Genomic DNA, 21,530 nt, shown 5'->3' on the forward strand with positions numbered 1-21,530 from the left:
CTGGACGTTCGCGGCTTCGGCGCCGAACAGTTCCTTCACGCGGTCGATCGCGAGCTGCTCGACGACGTCGACGTATTCGCAGCCGCCGTAGTAGCGCTTGCCCGGGTAGCCTTCGGCGTACTTGTTGGTGAGCTGCGAGCCCTGCGCGGCCATCACGGCCGGGCTCGTGTAGTTTTCCGACGCGATCAGCTCGATGTGATCTTCCTGGCGGCGGTTTTCCTGCTCGATCGCTGCAAAGACTTCGGGATCGATGTTTTCGACGGTACTGGCGGCTCGATTGAACATGTCGTTTTCCAATGACGAGTGAAGAGAGATCGCGAGACGCCATCATTTGAAAAGACCGGCGACGCTTCCGCTAGAACGATTGCGACAAATCAGTGGGACGTTGTGTGTCCGGCCGCGTTGAAATGCGCGGCTTCCTCGGGACTTTCCCCTAAAGCGCGCTTTCCGGCCGATATCACCGTTCGCGCCGCAGACGGCCGCGCGGCGTCGCGTCTTTCGTCGCAGCGCCGCGCCGGCATTGGCTTTGCGCGTCGGACGCCATGCTGCCAGATGCCGGGGCAAGCGCCGCGCGCATCGCATGCATTACCAAAGGTATGGGAAAGGGCGCAGAAAATGTAGCTGGATGCCGCAATTTGGCTTGATACGCTGCAATCCATGCATTAACCACCTGACGGAGACGAATATCAGCTCGAATATTCCAATCATCGAGCGACAGGCGGTGATTCGTGCGATCTCGTGGCCGGCATGGCCTGATTTCGACGCAAGCTTCCACGAAAACCTCCGATACCGCGGAAGCCGCGCGCTTCAATTTCCTGAACAGCCAGTTGGGATGACCGAATGACCCCGAATCTGACCTACGCGCCGGGCAACGTATTGCCGCAACGCGCAATCGACACGGACGCCGCGCCGTCGTCGGCCCGGCCCGTTGCCGTGTCCGGAACCGACATTCTGACGGTCCGGAACCTGTCGAAGATCTTCGGCCCGAAACCCGAGCGCGCAGTCGAGCTGATGAAGCAGGGGCTCGGGCGCAACGAGATTTTCGCCGAGACCGGCAACATGGTCGCGGTCAACGACGTGAGCCTGAGCGTCAAGGCGGGCGAAATCTTCGTCATCATGGGGCTGTCGGGCTCGGGGAAATCGACGCTGGTTCGTCTGCTCAATCGGCTGATCGAACCGTCGTCCGGTCAGGTCATCCTCGAAGGCCGCGATATCGCGCCGATGTCGACGCCGGAGCTGCGCGACGTTCGCCGGCAGAAGATGGCGATGGTGTTCCAGTCGTTCGCACTGCTGCCGAACCGCACCGTGCTGGACAACATCGCGTACGGGCTCGAGGTGGCCGGCGTGAAGAAGGCGCAGCGCTACGACATCGCGCGCGCCGCGTTGACGCGGGTCGGCCTGGGCTCGTACGAGAAGCTGCTGCCGAGCGAGCTGTCCGGCGGCATGCAGCAGCGGGTGGGCCTGGCCCGTGCGCTGGCCGTGAATCCGTCCGTGCTGCTGATGGACGAAGCTTTTTCGGCGCTGGACCCGCTGATTCGCTTCGAAATGCAGAACGAACTGCTGCGCCTGCAAAAGGAAGAGCAGCGGACGATCGTCTTCATCTCCCACGACATCGAAGAGGCCGTCAAGATCGGCGGCCGGATCGGCATCATGAAGGACGGTTGCCTGATTCAGGTCGGCACGCCTGCCGAACTCATCCAGTCGCCCGCGGACGAGTACGTGCGGGACTTCTTCCGCAATGTCGACGTGTCGCGCTTCCTCAAGGCGTCGAGCCTGCTGACCAGGGTCGAGCGCGGGCTGATTTCGTGCGATGCCGGCGCGCCGTCCGAGCGCTACCTCGACCAGCTCATCGATAGCGGCGCGGAATGCGGCTACGTGTGCGACGAAGCCGGCCGGTATCTGGGCTGCGTCACGGCGGCGACGCTGCACAAATGCGGGAGCCGTCCGATCCGGGAGGCCTTCCTTCATGACGTCGACAGGGTGTCGATGGAAACGGACCTGCATGAGCTGGCGGCCATCGCGCTGAACCAGCAGCATGACGTGCCCGTCACCGATGCGGCCGACCGGTTCGCCGGCGTGGTGTCGTGCCGGGCAATACTCAAACAGATGATGGAACGGAGGGCGGCATGAACGCGTCGGTCATCGGGAAGTTCGCGGAGAGCGTCGTCAACTTCCTGTTTCAACATTTTCGTGGTGGATTCGATGCGTTCTCGGCCGGGCTGGGCACGGTGGTGAAGCTGCTCGAAGACGGGCTCGCGGCGATTCCGTTCACCGCGATGCTCGTCATCCTGGTCGGGCTCGCATTGTGGCGCCGCGGCGTCGTGTTTTCGGTGTTCGTCGGTCTGGCGCTTCTCGTCATCCATTACATGGGTTTGTGGACGCAGACCGTCTCCACGCTGGCGCTCGTCACGGCCGCGACGGTCTTCAGCCTGGTGATCGGCGTGCCGCTGGGCATCTGGGGCGCCCGGAACAACCGGGTCGGCGTGGTGCTGCGATCGCTGCTCGACTTCATGCAGACGATGCCCGCGTTCGTCTACCTGATTCCGGCCGTCATTCTGTTCGGGCTGGGCCGGGTGCCGGCCGTGATTGCCACGATCGTGTTCGCGATGCCGCCCGTCGTGCGCCTGACGACGCTGGGGATCCGGCAGGTGCGCGAGGAACTGATGGAGGCCGGGCGCTCGTTCGGCAGCACCGATTGGCAACTGCTGTGGAAGATCCAGTTGCCGAACGCGTTGCCGTCGATCATGGCGGGCGTGAACCAGACGATCATGATGGCGCTGTCGATGGTGGTGGTCGCATCGATGATCGGCGCAGGCGGCCTGGGCGAGTACGTGCTGAGCGGCATCCAGCGCCTCGATATCGGGATCGGGTTCGAAGGCGGCCTCGGCGTCGTGTTGCTCGCCATCGTGCTGGACCGTCTGACGGAGAGCTTCGGCGTGAAGGCGAAAAAGTCCCGGCTGGCCGGGCGGGTGAAGAAGTCGAGCGCAGGCGGCGCGGTGCGAACCTGATCGATCCTGCTGGTGAGGTCGCGAGCATTCTCGGTGAATCGGTTGATTAAGAAGGAGTACTGTATGAAAAGCAATGCATTCCAGTCGCTTGTTGCGAAACTGATGGTGTCGGCGGTCGTTGCGTTCGGCGTCGGCAGCGGGCCGGCCGCGGCGGCCGAGCCGATCAAGGTGGCGGTGACGAATTGGGCGGATGTGCTGGCAGTCGCCAACGTGGCCAAGTACGTGCTGGAGACGAAGCTCAAGCAGCCCGTCCAGTTCGTGCAGGCCGATATCGGCATCCAGTATCAGGGCGTGGCGCGCGGCGACCTGGACATCATGGTGGGCGGCTGGCTGCCGGTGACCCACGCGACCTACTACGCGAAGTACAAGAACGACATGGATGACGTCGGCGTCATCTATACGGGAGGCAAGAACGGCTGGGCGGTGCCGAAGTACATTCCCGAATCCGAGCTTGCGTCGATTTCCGACCTCGGCAAGCCGGAAGTCAAGAGCAGGCTGAATGGAACCGTGCAGGGCATCGAGCCGGGCGGCGGCCTGATGCAGGCGTCCGAAAAGACCATCAAGGCCTACAACCTGGACGGATACAACCTCCAGGCTTCGAGCGAGGCCGGCATGCTGGCGGGGGTGTCGCGCGCCTATCAGTCGAAGCAGTGGATCGTGGCGACGGTCTGGAGCCCGCACTGGCTGTTCCAGAAGTGGCAGATGCGCTATCTCAAGGACCCGAAGGGCGCGCTGGGCGGTGAAGAGCAGGTGCACGCGTTCGCGTCGAAGCAGTTCGCCGGCAAGTTTCCGCGCGCCGACGTGTTCTTCAAGCACTTCAAGCTGACGCTCGCCGACGTCGAGGCGATCGAGTTCGAAGGAAACAGCACGAACGACTATGCAACCGCGGCGAAGAAGTTCGTCGATGCGCATCCGGACAAGGTGAACGCCTGGCTGCAGCAGTAACACGGCATCGGCAGTGTTGCAGGACATGCCCGACATGACGACCCGCCCGGCGGAGTGACCCCGTGAACGAGAACGCACGCTTTTTTTCCGAAACGCTGCAGAGCCGCGATCCCGTCATCGCATCGGAGATCGCACTGGAATTGCGTCGCCAGCAAACCCGGATCGAACTGATCGCGTCCGAAAACATCGCGTCGGCCGCGGTCATGGAAGCGCAAGGCACCGTGCTGGCCAACAAGTACGCGGACGGATATCCGTCGAGGCGCCATGACGGCGGCTGCGATCACGTCGACCGGATCGAGGCGCTTGCGATCGACCGCGCGCGGGCGCTGTTCGAAGCGGAATACGTGAATGTGCAGCCTCATTCGGGGGCGCAGGCGAACGGCGCCGTCATGTTCGCGCTGCTCAATCCCGGCGATACGGTGATGGGGATGTCCGTCGACGCGGGCGGGCATCCGACGCACGGCGAGCATGCGGCGCTCTCGGGGAAATGGTTCAACGCCGTGCAGTACGGCGTGAGCGAGGCGACGCTGCGCATCGATTACGACCAGGTGCGCCGGCTGGCCGCGCAGCATCGCCCGAAGCTCATCATCGCGGGCTGTTCCGCGTATCCGCGCGCGCTCGATTTTGCGGCGTTCCGCGCCATCGCCGACAGCGTCGGTGCGCTGCTGATGGTGGACATGGCGCACATCGCGGGAATCGTCGCGGCCGGCAGGCATCCGAATCCGGTCGGGGTTGCGGACATCGTGACGTCCACCACGCACAAGACGCTGCGCGGACCGCGCGGCGGCTTCATTCTCACGAACCGCGGCGACATGGCGAAGAAAGTCGACGCGGCGGTGTTTCCCGGCCTGCAGGGCGGGCCGCTGATGCACGTGATCGCGGTCAAGGCCGTTGCCTTCGGCGAAGCGCTTCGCCCCGAATTCACCGCCTATATCGATCAGGTGCTGCGCAACGCACAGACGCTCGCCAACGTGCTGAAGGACGGCGGGCTCAGCCTGGTTACGGGCGGCACCGACAACCACCTGCTGCTGGTCGACCTGCGCGCGACGCACGTCGCCGGCACGCTGGCGGAAAAGGCACTGGAGCGCGCGGGCATCACGTGCAGCAAGAACGGCAATCCGTTCGACGCAGAAAACCCGGCCGTCACGTCCGGCATCCGGCTCGGAACGCCGGCCGGCACGACGCGCGGGTTCGGCGCCGCGCAGTTCGAGCAGATCGGCGAGATGATTCTCGAGGTCCTTTCGTCAGTCGAACGCGATCCGAACGGCGACGAGAAAGTCGAGCGGGCGGTGCGAAGCCGCGTGCGCGACCTGTGCAGCCAGTTTCCGATCCATGCGCACGGGGAGGCATATGCTTAAGTCACAGTGCCGAGCGGATTTTTAGGTATCCCATTTGTCAGTCGAACTGTCAGTCCTTCGCGTCCCGCCCCGCGCCGCACAAGGTACGGGCGGGTGAACAGAGGCGCTGACGCACTTATTGAAGAGAGGAATCGAAATGAGCTTCGAGGGCGTGCATACCCCGCTGGTCACACCTTTTCAGGCGGACGGCGAGATCGATCACGAATTGCTCGGCCGCCACGCGGCCGACCTCGCGGGCCGCGTGTCCGGTCTCGGCATCGGCGGCACCACGGGCGAATACTATGCGCTGAGTTTCGACGAGCGGGTCCGGACGTTCAATACCGTTGCCGAAGCGGCAGGGGGCAAGACGTTCCTGACGGCCGGCATCAACGCGACCACCACCAACGAAGTGATCCGCCTGGGCCAGGAGGCCAAGCGTGCGGGGCTGTCGGCATTGCTGGTCGCCGCGCCGTATTACGCGCAGCCGACCCAGGACGAGCTGCTGGCCCATCTTCTGAAGGTCGACGACGCGCTCGACATGCCGATCATGCTGTACAACTTCCCGGCTCGCACGGGAACGGCAATCGGCGACGGCGTGCTCGCCGCGGTGCTCGAGCGGCCCAACTTCGTCGCGATGAAGGAAAGCACGGGGGACATCGGCCACCTGCACCATCTCGCCACGCATTTCCGCGACAAGCTGGTGCTCAGCTGCGGGATGGACGACCAGGCGCTCGAGTTCTTCGTATGGGGAGCGAAAAGCTGGGTGGCGGGCGCGTCGAATTTCCTGCCCGAAGCGCATACCGCGCTTTACGACGCATGCGTGAAACGCGGCGATTTCGAAACGGGGCGCCAGTTGATGGCGCAGCTTCTGCCGGTGCTCGAGCTGCTCGAGCGCAGCGGCAAGTTCATTCAATACGTGCGATGCGGCTGCGAGCTGGCAGGGATGCCGGTCGGCGCGGCGCGCGCGCCGCTCGGCACGCTGTCGGACGACGAGCGCCGCGCGTTCGCCGAGCTCGTGAAGCCGCTGTTCCGCCACGTTCAGTAACGCACCAACGCACCATGGCCTCGAATCTGGAATTCGCGCGGTTTCCCGCGCCTGACGGCGTCAACGGCTGGTGGGAAAGCCTGCCGCCGCCCATGCCCGCCGAAACGGTGTCGTCCGAGCGCCGCTACGACTGGGTCGTCGTGGGCGGCGGCATTACCGGACTGTGCGCCGCCCGGCGGCTGGCCGAGCTCGCGCCCGACGCGTCGATCGCACTCGTCGAGGCGGACCGCATCGGACGCACGACGGCCGGACGGAATTCCGGATTCTTCGTCGACTTGCCGCACGACATCAGCAGCGAAAGCTATTCGCGCAGCGTCGAGGAGGACCAGGCCGACGTGCGGTTCCAGCGCCACGGGATCGACTACGTGCGCGCGATCGTGCGCCGGCACGGCATCGATTGCGATTGGCGGGACGACGGCAAGTTTCATGCGTCGGTCAACCGCAAGGGTGAGGCGACGCTCGAACATTTCGCGGACGGCCTGGCCAGGATCGGCGAAGCATTCGAATGGCTCGACGGTGCGGCGATCCGCGCGGTGACCGGCACCGATTTCTATCGCGGCGCGCTGTTCACGCCGGGCTGCAGCACGGTACAGCCGGCCGCGCTGATGCGTGGCCTCGCGGCGGCGCTGCCGGAAAACGTGCGGGTGTTCGAACTGAGCGCCGTGACGGAAATCGAGCATCGCGGCGACACCAAGGTGCTGCATTTCGCGCGCGGCAAGCTCGTCGCGAAGCAGGTGGTGCTTTGCACGAATGCTTACGCGGCGACGTTCGGAATGCATCCGAACGGCCTGTTGCCCGTTTATACGTTCGCGTCGATGACTCGCGTGATGAACGCGGACGAAGTCAGGCGGCTGGGCGGCACGCGATCGTGGTCGCTGATCCCCGCGGACCCGATGGGCACGACCGTGCGTCGTCTGGCGACGGACCGCATCTGCGTGCGCAACCATTTCGCGTTCCGGCCGGGGCTGGAGGTGTCGCCGGCCGATCTGGCGAAGGCGAAGAGCCTGCATCAGCGCTCGTTCGACCGGCGATTTCCGATGCTGAAAGGGGTGGAGCTCGAATACACGTGGGGCGGGCCGCTGTGCCTGTCCGCGAACAACGGCGCGCTGTTCGGGCGCCGGGACGACGGCGTCTTCGAAGCGGTCGGATGCAACGGCCTCGGCCTGAGCCGGGGATCGTCGTCCGGCAAGCTCATCGCCGAGTACGCGCTGGGCCAGTCGAGCGAACTCGTGCGGCAACGGCTGAACCAGCCGCACCCGCGTTCGCTGCCGGTCCGGCCGATCGTCGACGTGGCGGTATCGGCCGCGATCTGGGCGAAGGAATTCTCGGCTGGGGCCGAGCTTTGAATCGTAAGGAAAGCAAATGACGACTCATCAGGAATGGAAACAGAAGGCGGAAGCATTGGTCCTCGACGGCAGGGCGTTCATCGCCGGGCAGCGGTGCGCGGCCGCGTCGAACGAGACGTTCCGCACCCTCAACCCGGCGTCGGGCAAGGTGCTGGCCGACGTGGCCCGCTGCGACGAAAAGGACGTGGATCGCGCGGTCGCGGCTGCCCGGAACGCATTCGAATCCGGCGTGTGGTCGAAGGCCGCACCGGCTCATCGGAAAGCGGTGCTGCTTCGGCTGGCGCAGCTGATCGACGCGCACGCGGACGAACTGGCGCTTCTCGAAGCGCTGGAGGCGGGCAAGCCGATCAGCGAATGTCTCGGGCTCGACATTCCCGAGTCGGCGGCCTGCATCCGCTGGCACGCCGAAGTGACCGACAAGCGCTACGACGCGCTGTCGCCGTCGGGATCGGGCGTCGTCAGCATGATTACCCGCGAACCGATCGGCGTCGTCGGCGCAGTGCTGCCGTGGAATTTCCCGGCGCTGATGCTGGCGTGGAAGATCGGCCCGGCGCTGTCCGTCGGCAACAGCGTGATCGTGAAGCCGGCCGAGCAGACGTCGCTGTCGACCTTGCGCATCGCCGATCTCGCCGTCGAGGCCGGCGTGCCCGCGGGCGTGCTGAGCGTCGTCACCGGCTTCGGCGACGGCGCGGGGCAGGCGCTGGGGCGCCATCCGGACGTCGACCTCGTCGCGTTCACCGGTTCGACCGCCACCGGCAAGCGCTTTCTGCACTATTCGGCCGACACGAACCTGAAGCGCGTGGTGCTCGAGTGCGGCGGCAAGAATCCGCAGGTCATTCTTCCCGATGTCGCGAATCTCGATGCGGTGGCCGAGCAGGCGGTGGCGGCCGCGTTCTGGAACATGGGGGAGAACTGCAGCGCCGGGTCGCGGATCCTGGTTCCGTCGCACCGGAAGGCGGAACTGCTGGAAAAGGTCCTGGGGGTGCTCGCCGGCTGGAAGACGGGCGACCCGCTCGACCCGGACGTGAAGCTCGGCGCGCTGATCGAGCAGAAGCACTTCGAAAAGGTGCTCGCCCATATCGAGCAGGCGAAGGCGGAGGGCGCGCGCGTCGTATGCGGCGGATGCGCGACGCTCGCGGAAACCGGCGGGTGGTTCGTCGAGCCCACGATCTTCGACCAGGTGACGCCCGACATGCGCATCGCGCGCGACGAGGTGTTCGGGCCGGTCGTCTGCTTCATCGAATACGAGGACGTCGAGGACGCCGTTCGCATTGCCAACGACACGTGCTACGGGCTTGCCGCGTCGCTGTGGACGGATAACGTCAACAGCGCGCACAAGATCGCGGCCCGCATTCGCGCGGGCACCGTGACGGTGAACTGCTTCGGCGAGGGGGATCTCACCACGCCGTTCGGCGGTTTCAAGCAGTCGGGATTCGGCGGGCGCGACAAGTCCGTCTATGCGCACGACCAGTATTGCGAGTTGAAGACCACCTGGCTGAAGCTCGATTGACGGCGGCAGTGCATGCGCCCTGGTGCGGCTCGTGGCACGATAGCGGGATGTTTCCCGGCAGCGCCGGAGCGTGTCGACGGACAGCGTTCCGGCCTGCGTCGCGAGTATCCGTTTTGAGAGTGACAGCCATGTCGAAGAAGCAATTATTTACAGACCGACTCCTCGCGCAGATGCCGTCGCTCCGGGCGCTGAGGTGCTTCGTGACGGCGGCGCGCTACGAGAGCTTCACTCAGGCCGCCGAAGTGCTGTGCGTGACCCAGGCGGCGATCAGCAGACAAATCAAGGAGCTCGAGGATTCCCTCGACGTCGCCCTATTCGAGCGCACTGGCCGGCATATCGCGCTGACCGACGCCGGGCGCATCCTCTACAACGCGTCGTATCTGTCGATCATGAACATCGCCGAGGCGGCGGAGGCCGTGCGTCGCACGGACAAGCACGCGCTGACGCTCTGCGTGTCGCATACGTTTTCCGCGCTGTGGCTGTCGTCCCGGCTCCCGGCGTTCCGCGAGCGATTTCCGGAGATCCGCCTGCACGTGATGGTGACGGAGCATTTCATGGAGCTGGACGAGCTCGTGGAACCCGACGTCATCATCACCAAGAACCCGCCGCGCGAACCGGAGTTCGAGGTCGAGCCGCTGTTCCATGACATCGTCTATCCGGTTTGCAGCCCGTCGTTTCACGAGCGGCATTTTCGCGGGAGGACGCTGAAGCCGCTGGACCTGCTGGCGCCCCCGACGCTGAACCTCTCGTTGCTCGGGCGTGCGCAGGTTTGCGAGCACGTGGACTGGCGCGTGTGGCGCAACTGGTTTCAGCAGGGCGACGGCACCGACACGATCGTCGAGAACAAGCATCTGGAGAGCAACGACTACCGGCTGCTCGTCGCGCAGGCCGAAGCGGGCGAGGGCACGCTGCTGGGCTGGCATCACCTCGTGCATCGGCAGGTCGAGCAGGGGCGCCTGCTGCGGCCGGTGCCGGATGTGCTCGTGTTCCGCGACCGTCATCACTATCTGATCACCCACAAGAACGCACGGCTGCGCGCGGAGTATCAGCAGTTTCGCGACTGGCTCGACGAGGAAGTCGGCGCGATGATGCGCGAATGGCTCGACGCCGGCATCGAAGTCGCCCCGAAGTCGCCCGATAGCGAGCGATGAAGCCGGATCGTCGACGCAGGCAGTCACATGGTTAGCCACCCGATCGCCACCCAGGCCGCGGCTTCACGACCCCTGCGCTTCGGCATCGTGCTGCTGCCCAATTTCACGTTGACGGCCTTCTCGGGCTTCGTCGACCTGCTCAGGCTCGCGAGCGATGAAGGCGACCTGAGCAGGCCGGTTCGATGCGCGTGGACCATCGTCGGAGAAAACCTCGTTCCGGTGCGCGCCAGCTGCGGCATCCAGATCACGCCGTGGACGACGTTCGACGATGCGCAGGCATTCGATTACGTCGTCATCGTGGGCGGGCTCCTGCACTCGGGGCCCTCGGCGAGCGACGCGACATTGGCGTTCATTCGCGCGATGGGCAACACGTCGGCCACGCTCGTGGGCATCTGCACGGGTGCGTTTGCGCTCGCGCGGGCCGGCGTGATGGACGGCTATCGCATCTGCGTGAGCTGGTTTCATTACTGGGACTTCGTCGAGCGCTTCCCGAACATCGACGAGCGCAACCTCGTCGCCGACCGGCTGTTCGTCGTGGACCGGCGGCGCATCACCTGCTCCGGCGGGCGCGCGTCGATCGACGTCGCGGCCGCCATCCTGCTGCGGCACGTGGAAGCCACGATCGTCCGGAAGGCGCTCCGCATCCTGCTGGTGGACGATGCGCAAAAAGGGCATGCGCCGCAGCCGCATCCTCCGGGGCTCGCGCCCGCGACCCATCCGAAAGTCAGGCGCGCCATCCTGTTGATGGAGCAGCACGTCGGCCAGCCGTTGAGCCAGCCCGAGCTTGCAGGGCGGCTCGACGTGTCGGTGCGGCAGCTCGAACGTCTGTTTGCGACGGAAACGGGGCAATCGCCGCGTGCGTATGCGAGACAGATTCGAATCCGGATGGCGTCGTGGCTGCTGACGAGTTCCGATCGCACGGTGGCCGATATCGCGACGTCCTGCGGGTTTTCGGATGCGTCGCACCTCGGTCGCGAGTTCCGGAAGGAATTCGGGGAGTCGCCGAACGCGTATCGCGCGGCGCGACCGCCGCATGATGCGGAAACGGCGCTTGCCGACTAGCCTCGCTCCGCGCGCCTAAGCCACCTCGCCGCCGCCGCGCACGACCGCCGCGGGCTGCATCTGCGCGAGATGGCGCAGCAGCTTCGCGACCATCGCGACGACCGTGAGCGCGAGGATCACGAAGAACACCGCGAGCGGCGTCAGCACCTGCACCGACACGAAGCCGGCGAGCCCCATCATCGCCGACGACACCAGCAGCAGCGCGCAACCGAGGATCGCGCTCGTCAGGCCCGCGATGTGCGGGAACAGCGAATTGCCCTTCGCCATCAGCGTCGGATACATCGCGCCGGCGCAGAACCCCATCACGAGCACGGGCGTCGCGAGCGTCCATACGCGCAGGCCGACCGTCAGCGCCAGCACGAGCATCGCGATCGCGGCGCCGGCCATCACGCGCGCGCCGAGCTGCAGCCGCCGCTCGGCGCTCGGCAGACGCGGGCCGTGCACGCGGTTCGACAGCCCGCCGAGGAAATACATCATCCCGATGCCGAGCGCGAGATAGCCGAAAAAGGTCGGCGGCTTGTGAAGCGTGGTCTGCACCATGAACGGCCCGACGATGTTGAACACGAGCAGGATGCTGTAGCACAGCCCCTGCGCGAGGAAGCAGCTGTGGAACACCGGGCTCGACAGCACCTTGCCGGCGTTCGCCATCAGCGTGCGCGGCGCGAGGGGCACGCGGCGCGGCAGCGTCTCGCGATAGCCCCACAGCAGCGCCCACATCACGAGCGAGTACGCGAGCAGGAACACCAGGCAAGCCTGCCAGCCGAACCACGTCTGCAGGTGCGCGCCGATCACCGGCGCGACGATCGGCGCGAGCCCCCATGCGATCGACATGTAGGTGAACGCATGCATCAGCGCCTGCCCGGTGAACGAATCGGTAATGATCGTTTTCGCGAGCAGGTTGGTGGTCGCGATGCCGAAGCCCTGCAGGCAGCGTGCGAGGATGAACGTTTCCAGGTTCGTCGCGCCGAGCGACAGCAGGCAGCCGATCGTGTAGACGACGAGCCCGAACGCGAGCACGCGCTTGCGCCCGAAGGCGTCGGCGACCGGCCCGAACACGAGCTGGCTGAACGCGTAGGCGGCCAGGTAGCCGGACACGCTCGACTGGATCGCCTGCGGCGACGTCGCGAAATAGCGGGCCATCGCGGGCAGCGCGGGCACGTAGATGTCGATCGCGAGCTGTCCGGCGGACGCGAACAGGCAGATCAGCAGCAACAGGAAACGCGGTGAATTCGTTGCGCGCGCGGGTGCGGCGGCGCGGTCGAGGCTTGAGTCGGTCATGACAGCGGGGAAGGAGCGGATTCCGGCAGCGCGCCGTCACGCGGTTCGAACGTCGAACGCTGGTGCGTAGGCGGCACTAATGCCCCGTATTGTGCCTGCTGCCGCGCACATCGACGGGATTCCCATGGAGCGGGAAAGGTTGAACGCCGCCGGCATGGTGCCGGTTCGCCTCGACGACAAGCGCTCCGAGCGCGAGTCGTGTGGCACAAAGGCCGGGCCTGCCCGCTTCGTTCACGCCCGCTCCAGCACCGCCATCTCCCGCACGATCACGAGCAGCACCGCGAGGCTCGCGCCGCCCGTCGCGCGCAGGTCGGCGAGCAGATGCGCATAGCGTTCGAGCGCGGCCTCGCGCCGTGCGCGCCACGCGTCGACGATCGCCTCGGGCATCGACGTTTCGTCGGCTTCGCCGAGCGCGCTCGTCGTCAGTGCGCGCTTGAGGCGCGCGACGTCCGCGAGCGCTGCCGCGCGCGCCATCATGTCCCAGTGCGTGGGCGTCGGCAGTGCCGCCGCGCGCTCGCTGATCCAGCCGTAGTTGAGCTGCGTGCCGAGCGCGAAGTACACGCCCGCGACGAGCTCCAGGCTGCGGTTGCAGGTTGCGGCCACCTCGGCGATGTCGAGCAGCGCGGCCGAGATGTCGCCGCTCGCGACCCGCGCCGCGAGCGCGCTGTCGACGCCCGCGTCGACCAGCACGCGCTGCCGCTCGGACAGCGCGTCGAGATCCGCGGCCGGCAGCAGCGCCGGCAGTTGCGGCGCGAGCCGCTCGGCGGCGTCGCGGCAGCGCGCGAGCAGCTCGCCGACGCCGCCGTCGCCGATCGCACCCGCCTGCAGGTGCCGCAGGAACCACAGCGCCGCGCGTTCGAGCAGCCGCGCGACGTCGACGAACATGCGCGCCTGCACGTCGTCGGCGACGCGGTTGTCGAGCGCATCGATGTCGCGCCAGACCGCGTCGAGATCGAACACGTCGCGCGCCATGATGCACGCGCGCACGATGTCGCCGGGTTGCGCGTCGGTTTCCTCCATCAGCCGGTGCACGAACGCGCAGCCGACCCGGTTGACGAGCGCGTTCGTCAGGTGGGTCGCGAGAATCTCGCGGCGCAGCGGATGGCGGCGCATCGGCTCGCTGAAGCGCTGCTGCAGCGGCTTCGGGAAATAGTCGACCAGCATGCCGGCCACGAGCGGGTCTTCCGGCACGTCGGATTCGAGCAGCGCGTCGTACAGCCACATCTTGCTGTACGCGAGCAGCACCGCGCGCTCCGGCGACGTGAGGCCGAGCTTCGCGGCCTGGCGCTCGGCGACGTCGTCGTCGGTCGGCAGGAACTCGATCACGCGGTTCAGGCGGCCCGCGCGTTCGAGCCAGCGCATCAGGCGCGTCTCGGCGTCGAGCAGCTCGACCGTGTAGCGGCCCGCGATCGACAGCGCCTGGGTCTGGTAGTAGTTGTCGCGCAGCACGAGCAGCCCGACCTCGTCGGTCATTTCGGCGAGCAGCGCGTTGCGCTGCTTTTCGGTCATCTCGCCGTCGGTGACGACCAGCCCGAGCAGGATCTTGATGTTGACTTCGTGGTCCGAACAGTCGACGCCGGCCGAGTTGTCGATCGCGTCGGTGTTGACGCGTCCGCCGCGCTGCGCGAACTCGATGCGCCCGAACTGCGTGAAGCCGAGGTTGCCGCCTTCGCCGACGACTTTGCAGCGCAGGTCCGAGCCGTTCACGCGCACCGCGTCGTTCGCGCGGTCGCCGACCTGCGCGTTGGTCTCGCGGGCCGCCTTCACGTAGGTGCCGATCCCGCCGTTGTACAGCAGGTCGACCGGCGCCTGCAGGATCGCGCGGATCAGCTCGTTCGGCGCGAGCGCGGCCGCGTCGATGCCGAGCGCGGCCTGCACCGCGGCAGACAGCGGGATCGTCTTCGCGGTGCGCGGATAGACGCCGCCGCCCGCGGAGATCGCCGCCGCGTCGTAGTCGGCCCAGCTCGACCGCTCGAGCGCGAACAGCCGCGCGCGCTCCGCGAAGCTCGCGGCCGGATCGGGGTTCGGGTCGAGGAACACGTGCCGGTGGTCGAACGCCGCGACGAGCCGGATGTGCGGCGACAGCAGCATGCCGTTGCCGAACACGTCGCCCGACATGTCGCCGACGCCGACCACCGTGAAGTCGGTCGTCTGCGTATCGACGCCCATCTCGCGGAAATGCCGCTTGACCGACTCCCACGCGCCGCGCGCGGTGATCGCCATCTTCTTGTGGTCGTAGCCGACCGAGCCGCCCGACGCGAACGCATCGTCGAGCCAGAAGCCGTATTCGTGCGAGATCGCGTTCGCGTAGTCGGAGAAGGTGGCCGTGCCCTTGTCGGCCGCGACGACGAGATACGGATCGTCGGGATCGTGCCGCACGACGTCGGGCGGCGGCTCGACCGCATTGCCGGCGAGGTTGTCGGTCAGGTCGAGCAGGCCGCGCAGGAACGTCTGGTAGCACGCGACGCCTTCGCGCATCCACGCTTCGCGGTCGCTCGGCGGCGGCGGGTTCTTCACGACGAAGCCGCCTTTCGAGCCGACCGGCACGATCACGACGTTCTTCACCATCTGCGCCTTCATCAGGCCGAGCACCTCGGTGCGGAAATCCTCGCGGCGGTCGGACCAGCGCAGGCCGCCGCGCGCGACGCGACCGCCGCGCAGGTGCACGCCCTCGACGCGCGGCGAATACACCCAGATCTCGAACATCGGCTTCGGCTCGGGCAGGCCGGGCACTTTCGCCGGATCGAACTTGAACGACAGGTACGGCTTGGGCTCGCCGTCGGCGTCGTGCCGGTAGTAGTTGGTGCGCTCGGTCGCGTTGATCACGCCGAGGAACTGGCGCAGGATCCGGTCCTCGTCGAGATTCGGCACCTGGTCGAGCGCGGTCTCGATCGCCTTCAGCAGCCGCTCGGCCTGTGCGTCGCGCGGGTTGCCGATGCGCGGATCGAAACGCACGACGAACAGCTCGACGAGCTGCCGCGCGATCGCCGGATTGCCGGTCAGCGCTCGCTCGATGTACGCATCGCTGAACGTCGAGCCGACCTGCCGCAAGTACTTCGCATACGCGCGCAGGATCGTGACTTCGCGCGCGCTCAGGTGCGCGCGCAGCACGAGCCGGTTGAAATCGTCGTTCTCGATCCGGCCGCTCCAGATCCGGTCGAACGCGTCCTCGAACAGCCCCTTCACGCGCTCGATGTCGAACTCGGTGTCGTCCACCATTTCGAGGCCGAAGTCGTGCACCCACGCGGGCGTGCCGTCCTGCGCCTGGATCCGGTACGGCCGTTCCTCGTCGACGCGCACGCCGAGGTGTTCGAGCATCGGCAGGCTGCGCGACAGCGCGATCGGGTCGCCGGAGCGGTAGACCTTGAAGCGGAACGCGCGCGCTTCGGCCTCGATCGGCCGGTACAGGTTCATCGCGAGGCGCTCGGTGCCGTTCACGCGCTCGATCAGCTCGATGTCGCGCACCGCGGTGCGCGCCGGATAGTCGTCGCGGTAGCCGGCCGGGAACGAATCGGCATAGCGCTGCAGCAGGCGGTTGCCTTGCTCCTCGCCGAACGCGTCGAGCAGCGCGTCCGACAGGTCGTCCTGCCAGCGGCGCGAGACCTGCACGAGGCGCTGCTCGAGCTCGCGCGTATCGACGTCGGGCATCGTGCCCGGCTCCGCATGCACGACGAAATGGATCCGCGCGATCGCGGATTCCGACAGCAGCGGCGTGAATTCGACGTTGATGCCCTTGAACGCGTCGACGAGCAGCCGCGCGATGCGCCGGCGCAGGTCGGTGTTGTACTTGTCGCGCGGCACGTACGCGAGACACGACACGAAGCGGTCGAAGCGGTCGCGCCGCACGAACAGGCGCGTGCGCTGATGCTCCTGCAGCCGCAGCACGCCGAGCGCGATGTCGTAAAGCTGGTCTTCGTCGGCCTGGAACAGCTCGTCGCGCGGATAGGTTTCGAGCACCGTCACGAGCGTCTTGCCGAGATGGCCTTTCGGCAAGAAGCCCGCGCGCCGCACGATGTTCGCGCACTTGCGGCGCACGATCGGGATTTCCGAGCAGGAAACGAAATACGCGGTCGACGTGTAGAGCCCGATGAAGCGCCGCTCGCCGCAGACCTTGCCGTCGGGGCCGACCAGCTTGACGCCGACGTAGTCGAGATAGCCGGGGCGGTGCACGGTCGCGCGCGAGTTCGCCTTGGTCAGGAAGATCGGCCAGGCGCCGTGGATGATTTCCGCGGCGGCGGGCGGCAGCGGCGTCAGGTCCGGCGTGCCGGGTGCGCGCAGCGCTTCGCGCAGGATGCCGAAGCCCGAGCCTTCGATGCCGCGCAGCGCGAAGCCGGCGCCGTGCGACACGAGCGCGTAGTCGCGCTGCCCGAGAAACGTGAAATGGTCGGCCACCATCCATTCGAGGAACGCGCGCGCCTCGATGTCTTCGGCGCTCGTCTCGCGCGCCTTCATTTCCTTGATCGTGTGGCGTGCGATGTCGACGATCTTCGGCCAGTCCTCGACCGATGCGCGCACGTCGCCGAGCACGCGCGCGATGTCGTTGCGCAGCGATTCGAGCATCGCCGCGTCGCCGCACCGGTCGACCTCGAAATGAATGAACGATGCGAGCTGCGAGTGCCCGTCGTCGGTCGCGAGGCCGCCCACGTCGGCGCGCTCGATATTGCCGTTCTTGCCGCGCCAGATCCGGAACACGGGGTGCATCGCCGAGTGCAGCGCGAGGCCGAGGCGGTTGACGGCCATCGACACCGAATCGACGAGGAACGGCATGTCGTCGTTGACGATCTCGATCACCGTGTGGTCGGAGTGCCAGCCGTGCTGTTCGAGGATCGGGTTGTACACGCGCAGCCGCTCGCTGCCGGGCACGAATTTCTGGGCGGTTTGCCAGTGCGCCATCGCGGCGCCGTATAGATCGGCGATGCCGCGGCTTTGCAGGTCGTCGGCGTCGACGAAGTCGTAGTAATGGCGGAGGAAGGGTTCGACGATCCGGAACGTCGCCTCGGGCAAGCGCTCGCGCGCGAATTCGACGACGTCGGAGAGCAGGTGTGCGACGACTTCTTCGTTCTTCGCTTCCATGGCGCGTTCTCCTCTCGGGTGGCCATCGACTGCTTCGTCAGTGGGCCATTATGCGCCGAATGCGTGACAGCGCCATGTGCGGGTGCACATCATCGGGAAGACACGGAAGGCGGCGCCGGAGCAACGGTAAGACATGCTTAAGTCAGCGGAAAGGCCGCGGCGCGCGGCCGTCGCGGAGCGCTCAGCCCTCGTCGCTCCAAAGCCTGCCGCCCGTCGCCCAGTTCTCCTTCTTCACGTCGGTCAGGATGATGTCGACCGAGCCCGGCTCGCAGCCGAGCGTCTCGCAGGTGACGCGCGTGATCGCCTCGACGAACCGGCGCTTCTGCTCGACGGTGCGGCCTTCGAACAGCTGGATGTTGAATGTCGGCATGGGTTTCTCCTGTCAGGTCGGGAAGGTCGGAAAGTTCTGAACAATTCAATCGCGATACGACGGATCGATCCGGTCGACGCGGCGCAGCAGCGCGGGCCACTCCAGTTCACCTTCGATCGCGCCGCCGTCGCGCAGCTGCGCGGCGGTGCGCGCGGCAACGGCCGGCTCGGGCAGCACGAGCGGCCCGCCGCCTGCCTGCGCGCGCACCTGGATGTCGCACGCCTTGATCAGCGTGTCCATCAGCACGTAGGCCTCGGCGACCGTGCGGCCGACCGTCAGCGTGCCGTGGTTGCGCAGCAGCATCGCGGATTTCGCGCCGAGGCTCGCGGTCAGCCGCGCGCCCTCGGCCGGCGAGAACGCCAGCGCCTCGTAGTCGTGATACGCGAGATCGCCGTAAAAGCGCAGCGCATGCTGCGATGCGGGCAGCAGCCCGTCGCGCTGGATCGACACCGCGATGCCGGCCGTATTGTGCAGGTGCATCACGCATACCGCGTCCGGCCGCGCCGCATGCACGGCCGCGTGCAGCGCGAAGCCGGTCACGTTGACCGGGTGCTCGCCGCCGCCGATCCGGTTGCCGGCGAGGTCGATCTTCACGAGGTTCGACGCGCACACCTCGTCGAACGTCAGCCCGAACGGATTGATCAGGAAGCGGCCGGGCTCGCCCGGCACGGTCGCGGAAAGATGCGTGTAGATCAGGTCGTCCCAGCCGTTCAGCGCGACGAGCCGGTACGCGGCGGCGAGATCGACGCGCAGCCGGCGTTCGGCGTCCGAGATCGGGCCGCCGGGCGCGACGGCGTCAGGACGGTGAGCGAATGACGACATCGGCGTCTCCCAGGGTGAAGCGGCGCATGACCCGTACGGTGAGCCACGACGCCAGCACGAACGGCGCGGTGAGGGCGGTGACGCCCGCGCGCATCGCGAGCGCCTGCAGCAGCGCGGCGAGCACCGCGGCCGCCAACGCGGCGCGCGCGCCGCGCGGCATCAGCGCAAGTGCGGCCAGCGCGCCGTTGAAGCCCAGCAGGCCGTCCGCGAGCGTCGCGGCTTCGGCGCCGAGCGCGATCAGCAGCGCGGACGACACGGCCGCGCCGCCGAGCGCGAACGCAGCCGCGCGGCGCGACGCGGCCGCGAGCCCGGCGACGATCAGCGCACCGGCCCATGCGCCTTGCGCGAAGGTGGTCTGCGCGACGCCGGCGAGCAGCGCCGGTGCGAACGCCGGCAGTGTCAACGATACGCCGGCCGCGCTTGCGCCCGCATGCTGCGTCGCGACAAACGGCAGCCACAGCGCGGTGACGGCGAGGCACGGGCTCGAATACGGGCACTGGCGCCATTTCTCGAGCGGCCGGCGCAGCGCGCGCTGCACGAGCGCCGCACCTGCCGCGGCGAGCGGCGCGAGTGCGACGGCCGCGAGCGGCTGCGGCGCGAACGTGACGGCGGCCAGCGCGGCGAGCGCGCCGTTGAAGCCGGCCAGCCCCGCTTCGACGTCGCGGCGCGCGGCGCCGGTCAGCACGGCGACCATGCTGGCCGCCGCTGCGCCGAGCAGCGCCGCGCACGCGAGCCGCGCGTCGGTCAGCGCCAGCGCGGCGAGCAGCAGTGCGCCCGTCAGCGCATTCGCCTGCAGCACGATCTGCCCGAGGCTGCGCAGCAGGATGCGCAGGTCGATCGACGGTGTGGCAGGCTGGGCGGTAGACATGACGGCGGCAGTGCAGGATGAGCCGCGAGGATAGGGCAGATCGGCCGGGTGCGGCATAGGCGCAACTGGATAGTGGGAATTTGCCGTCATGCGTTCGATCGTCGGGTTCGACCGCAACGCAATCGCGAGCATGTGCGAAATCTTGTCGAAAGCAACCTGACGTTTTTCCTAGGTCAAGCTTACGCGACCATGAAGCGCTGAGTACAATACCGGACCACGCAACATGGCGGCGGCGCTCGCGCGCGCGAAGACACCTGCGGCGCACCGCGCGACCTGCGCGCATCGGTGCGGCACGACCGGTCCTCAACGGTTCTCGATGGGTCATACATGAGTCAAGAAAAGGCAAGGCACCCATTCCTCGTCTGGCTGCTGATCGTCGGCACCGGCTTCGTCGTGATGGCGCGCGCGATGAGCTTGCCGTTTCTTGCGATCTACCTGCACGAACGGATGGGGCTCGACGCAGCGACGATCGGCCTGCTGCTGGGGACGGGCGCGCTCGCCGGCACGTTCGGCGGCTTCTTCGGCGGTCATCTGTCCGACGTGCTCGGCCGGCGCAAGGTGCTGACCGGCTGCCTGCTCGTATCGAGCCTGTCGTTCGCCGCGCTTCATTTCGCGGCCAGCGCGTGGCAGGTCTTCATCGTCAACCTCTTCATCAATCTCGCGAGCTCGTTCTACGATCCGGTGTCGAAGGCCGCCATCAGCGACAATCTCCCGCCCGAACAGCGGCTGCGCGCATTCGCGCGGCGCTACGTGGCAATCAACATCGGCTTCTCGATCGGGCCGCTCCTCGGCGCTTCGCTCGGCCTGCTCGACAAATCCCCCGTGTTCCTCATCACGGGCGCCGTCTACCTGCTGTTCTCGATCGCGATCTACGCGATCACGGCACGGCTCGCGTTCGGCCGCGCGCAGCACGAAGCGGCCGCGTCCGACCTGCCGCTCTTCGCGAAACTTCGCATCATCGGCACCGACCGGCGCCTCGTCCTCTTCACCGCGGGCAGCATGCTCGCGATCGCCGTGCACGGCGAAATGTCGGTCACGTTCTCGCAGTACCTGATCGGCGCGTTCGACGACGGGCTCAGGATGTTCGCCTGGCTGATGAGCACGAACGCGATCACGGTCGTCTTGAGCCAGCCGTTGCTGAACCGCATCGGCGAGCGGCGCGGACCGTTCGCGTCGCTCACGCTCGGCGCGATCCTGCTCGCGATCGGCGCGGCCGGTTTCGCGAATTCGCCGAACATGACCGCGCTCGTTGCGTCGATGGTCGTCTTCACGTGGGGCGAAGTGCTGCTCATCCCGTCGGAATACGCGGTCCTCGACAGCATCACGCCCGAGCCGCTGCGCGGCATCTATTACGGCGCGCATTCGCTCAGCAACGTCGGCAACCTGCTCGGACCCTGGCTTGGCGGCCTCGTGCTGCTGCACTACGGCGGCGCCGCGATGTTCTACGGCATGGGCTTCGTCGCGCTGCTCAGCCTGCTCACGTTCGCCGTCGGCTCGCAGATCGAGCCCGCGCCGGCGGGCCGGCTCGAAGTCCAGAACCGCTGACGGTCCCATCCGCCGGCGCGTCGCGCCTCGAGCGCATGTCCGCGGCTTCGCACGCTCCTCGGCGGTATCGAGTCGGATGAGTCGCCCCGGATGCGGCTAGGTGGATCGACGTGCTTTCGTTGCAAGGGGCTGCCTGCCTGTCGTATCGGCGGGTCTGGCGCACGAGTTTT

At 67.1% G+C, this 21,530-nt stretch carries 15 protein-coding genes and 1 pseudogene; 10 read left to right on the forward strand and 6 right to left on the reverse strand.

The window, feature by feature from the left end; all coding sequences use genetic code 11:
* Positions 1–285, reverse strand: a pseudogene (gene glyA / locus HWX31_RS17320) (serine hydroxymethyltransferase); the annotation flags it as partial.
* A gap of 555 nt (positions 286–840) precedes the next feature.
* Between glyA (HWX31_RS17320) and HWX31_RS17325 the strand changes: the two are divergent.
* From HWX31_RS17325 to HWX31_RS17365, 9 genes are all read left to right on the forward strand, one after another.
* Entirely contained in the window at positions 841–2,130 is a 1,290-nt protein-coding gene (locus HWX31_RS17325) for a quaternary amine ABC transporter ATP-binding protein (protein WP_174959882.1), read from the forward strand.
* Positions 2,127–3,008, forward strand: a complete 882-nt coding sequence (locus tag HWX31_RS17330; protein ID WP_174959880.1) for an ABC transporter permease — start codon at positions 2,127–2,129, stop codon at positions 3,006–3,008. Before HWX31_RS17325 ends, HWX31_RS17330 begins: the two co-directional genes overlap by 4 nt.
* A 63-nt stretch (positions 3,009–3,071) precedes the next feature.
* The gene (locus HWX31_RS17335) at positions 3,072–3,953 is read left to right on the forward strand and encodes a glycine betaine ABC transporter substrate-binding protein (RefSeq protein ID WP_174959878.1); all 882 of its coding nucleotides are present in this window, start codon (positions 3,072–3,074) and stop codon (positions 3,951–3,953) included.
* Between the two features lie 62 nt (positions 3,954–4,015).
* Complete coding sequence (gene glyA / locus HWX31_RS17340; protein WP_174959876.1) at positions 4,016–5,311, forward strand: serine hydroxymethyltransferase; 1,296 nt, start codon at positions 4,016–4,018, stop codon at positions 5,309–5,311.
* 136 nt (positions 5,312–5,447) lie between these two features.
* Positions 5,448–6,335, forward strand: coding sequence for a dihydrodipicolinate synthase family protein (locus tag HWX31_RS17345; protein WP_174959874.1), 888 nt, complete (start codon positions 5,448–5,450; stop codon positions 6,333–6,335).
* 14 nt (positions 6,336–6,349) lie between these two features.
* Positions 6,350–7,681 carry an NAD(P)/FAD-dependent oxidoreductase gene (locus HWX31_RS17350; RefSeq protein WP_174959872.1) on the forward strand — a complete coding sequence of 444 codons (1,332 nt, stop codon included), beginning with the start codon at positions 6,350–6,352 and terminating at the stop codon, positions 7,679–7,681.
* 16 nt (positions 7,682–7,697) lie between these two features.
* Positions 7,698–9,191, forward strand: a complete 1,494-nt coding sequence (locus HWX31_RS17355) for an aldehyde dehydrogenase (RefSeq protein ID WP_174959869.1) — start codon at positions 7,698–7,700, stop codon at positions 9,189–9,191.
* A gap of 128 nt (positions 9,192–9,319) precedes the next feature.
* The gene (locus tag HWX31_RS17360) at positions 9,320–10,342 is read left to right on the forward strand and encodes a LysR substrate-binding domain-containing protein (RefSeq protein ID WP_174959867.1); all 1,023 of its coding nucleotides are present in this window, start codon (positions 9,320–9,322) and stop codon (positions 10,340–10,342) included.
* Positions 10,343–10,369: 27 nt separating this feature from the next.
* Entirely contained in the window at positions 10,370–11,404 is a 1,035-nt protein-coding gene (locus tag HWX31_RS17365; protein ID WP_174959865.1) for a GlxA family transcriptional regulator, read from the forward strand.
* A 15-nt stretch (positions 11,405–11,419) separates the two neighbouring features.
* On the opposite strand, the gene HWX31_RS17370 is transcribed toward HWX31_RS17365, so the two are convergent.
* From HWX31_RS17370 to HWX31_RS17390, 5 genes are all read right to left on the reverse strand, one after another.
* On the reverse strand, positions 11,420–12,682 hold the full coding sequence (locus HWX31_RS17370) for a multidrug effflux MFS transporter (protein WP_174959863.1): 1,263 nt from the start codon (positions 12,680–12,682) through the stop codon (positions 11,420–11,422).
* A gap of 231 nt (positions 12,683–12,913) precedes the next feature.
* A complete protein-coding gene (locus HWX31_RS17375) occupies positions 12,914–17,755 on the reverse strand; it encodes an NAD-glutamate dehydrogenase (RefSeq protein WP_174959861.1) in 4,842 nt (1,613 codons plus the stop codon).
* Between the two features lie 181 nt (positions 17,756–17,936).
* Complete coding sequence (locus tag HWX31_RS17380) at positions 17,937–18,125, reverse strand: 4-oxalocrotonate tautomerase (RefSeq protein WP_059637632.1); 189 nt, start codon at positions 18,123–18,125, stop codon at positions 17,937–17,939.
* 45 nt (positions 18,126–18,170) lie between these two features.
* The gene (locus HWX31_RS17385) at positions 18,171–18,947 is read right to left on the reverse strand and encodes a class II aldolase/adducin family protein (RefSeq protein WP_174959859.1); all 777 of its coding nucleotides are present in this window, start codon (positions 18,945–18,947) and stop codon (positions 18,171–18,173) included.
* On the reverse strand, positions 18,922–19,815 hold the full coding sequence (locus tag HWX31_RS17390; RefSeq protein WP_174959857.1) for an urea transporter: 894 nt from the start codon (positions 19,813–19,815) through the stop codon (positions 18,922–18,924). The genes HWX31_RS17385 and HWX31_RS17390 overlap by 26 nt, the downstream gene beginning before the upstream one ends.
* A gap of 327 nt (positions 19,816–20,142) precedes the next feature.
* Between HWX31_RS17390 and HWX31_RS17395 the strand changes: the two genes are divergently transcribed.
* On the forward strand, positions 20,143–21,360 hold the full coding sequence (locus tag HWX31_RS17395) for an MDR family MFS transporter (RefSeq protein WP_174959855.1): 1,218 nt from the start codon (positions 20,143–20,145) through the stop codon (positions 21,358–21,360).
* Positions 21,361–21,530: the final 170 nt, after the last annotated feature.

This window comes from Burkholderia ubonensis (assembly GCF_902833085.1).
Taxonomy (GTDB): domain Bacteria; phylum Pseudomonadota; class Gammaproteobacteria; order Burkholderiales; family Burkholderiaceae; genus Burkholderia; species Burkholderia ubonensis.

What these genes read in the sequence shown, in the direction of transcription:
- HWX31_RS17325 (WP_174959882.1), top strand. Translation starts at nt 841, where the DNA reads ATGACCCCGAATCTGACCTACGCGCCGGGCAACGTATTGCCGCAACGC.
- HWX31_RS17330 (WP_174959880.1), top strand. Translation starts at nt 2,127, where the DNA reads ATGAACGCGTCGGTCATCGGGAAGTTCGCGGAGAGCGTCGTCAACTTC.
- HWX31_RS17335 (WP_174959878.1), top strand. Translation starts at nt 3,072, where the DNA reads ATGAAAAGCAATGCATTCCAGTCGCTTGTTGCGAAACTGATGGTGTCG.
- HWX31_RS17345 (WP_174959874.1), top strand. Translation starts at nt 5,448, where the DNA reads ATGAGCTTCGAGGGCGTGCATACCCCGCTGGTCACACCTTTTCAGGCG.
- HWX31_RS17350 (WP_174959872.1), top strand. Translation starts at nt 6,350, where the DNA reads ATGGCCTCGAATCTGGAATTCGCGCGGTTTCCCGCGCCTGACGGCGTC.
- HWX31_RS17355 (WP_174959869.1), top strand. Translation starts at nt 7,698, where the DNA reads ATGACGACTCATCAGGAATGGAAACAGAAGGCGGAAGCATTGGTCCTC.
- HWX31_RS17360 (WP_174959867.1), top strand. Translation starts at nt 9,320, where the DNA reads ATGTCGAAGAAGCAATTATTTACAGACCGACTCCTCGCGCAGATGCCG.
- HWX31_RS17365 (WP_174959865.1), top strand. Translation starts at nt 10,370, where the DNA reads ATGGTTAGCCACCCGATCGCCACCCAGGCCGCGGCTTCACGACCCCTG.
- HWX31_RS17370 (WP_174959863.1), bottom strand. Translation starts at nt 12,682, where the DNA reads ATGACCGACTCAAGCCTCGACCGCGCCGCCGCACCCGCGCGCGCAACG.
- HWX31_RS17375 (WP_174959861.1), bottom strand. Translation starts at nt 17,755, where the DNA reads ATGGAAGCGAAGAACGAAGAAGTCGTCGCACACCTGCTCTCCGACGTC.
- HWX31_RS17380 (WP_059637632.1), bottom strand. Translation starts at nt 18,125, where the DNA reads ATGCCGACATTCAACATCCAGCTGTTCGAAGGCCGCACCGTCGAGCAG.
- HWX31_RS17385 (WP_174959859.1), bottom strand. Translation starts at nt 18,947, where the DNA reads ATGTCGTCATTCGCTCACCGTCCTGACGCCGTCGCGCCCGGCGGCCCG.
- HWX31_RS17390 (WP_174959857.1), bottom strand. Translation starts at nt 19,815, where the DNA reads ATGTCTACCGCCCAGCCTGCCACACCGTCGATCGACCTGCGCATCCTG.
- HWX31_RS17395 (WP_174959855.1), top strand. Translation starts at nt 20,143, where the DNA reads ATGAGTCAAGAAAAGGCAAGGCACCCATTCCTCGTCTGGCTGCTGATC.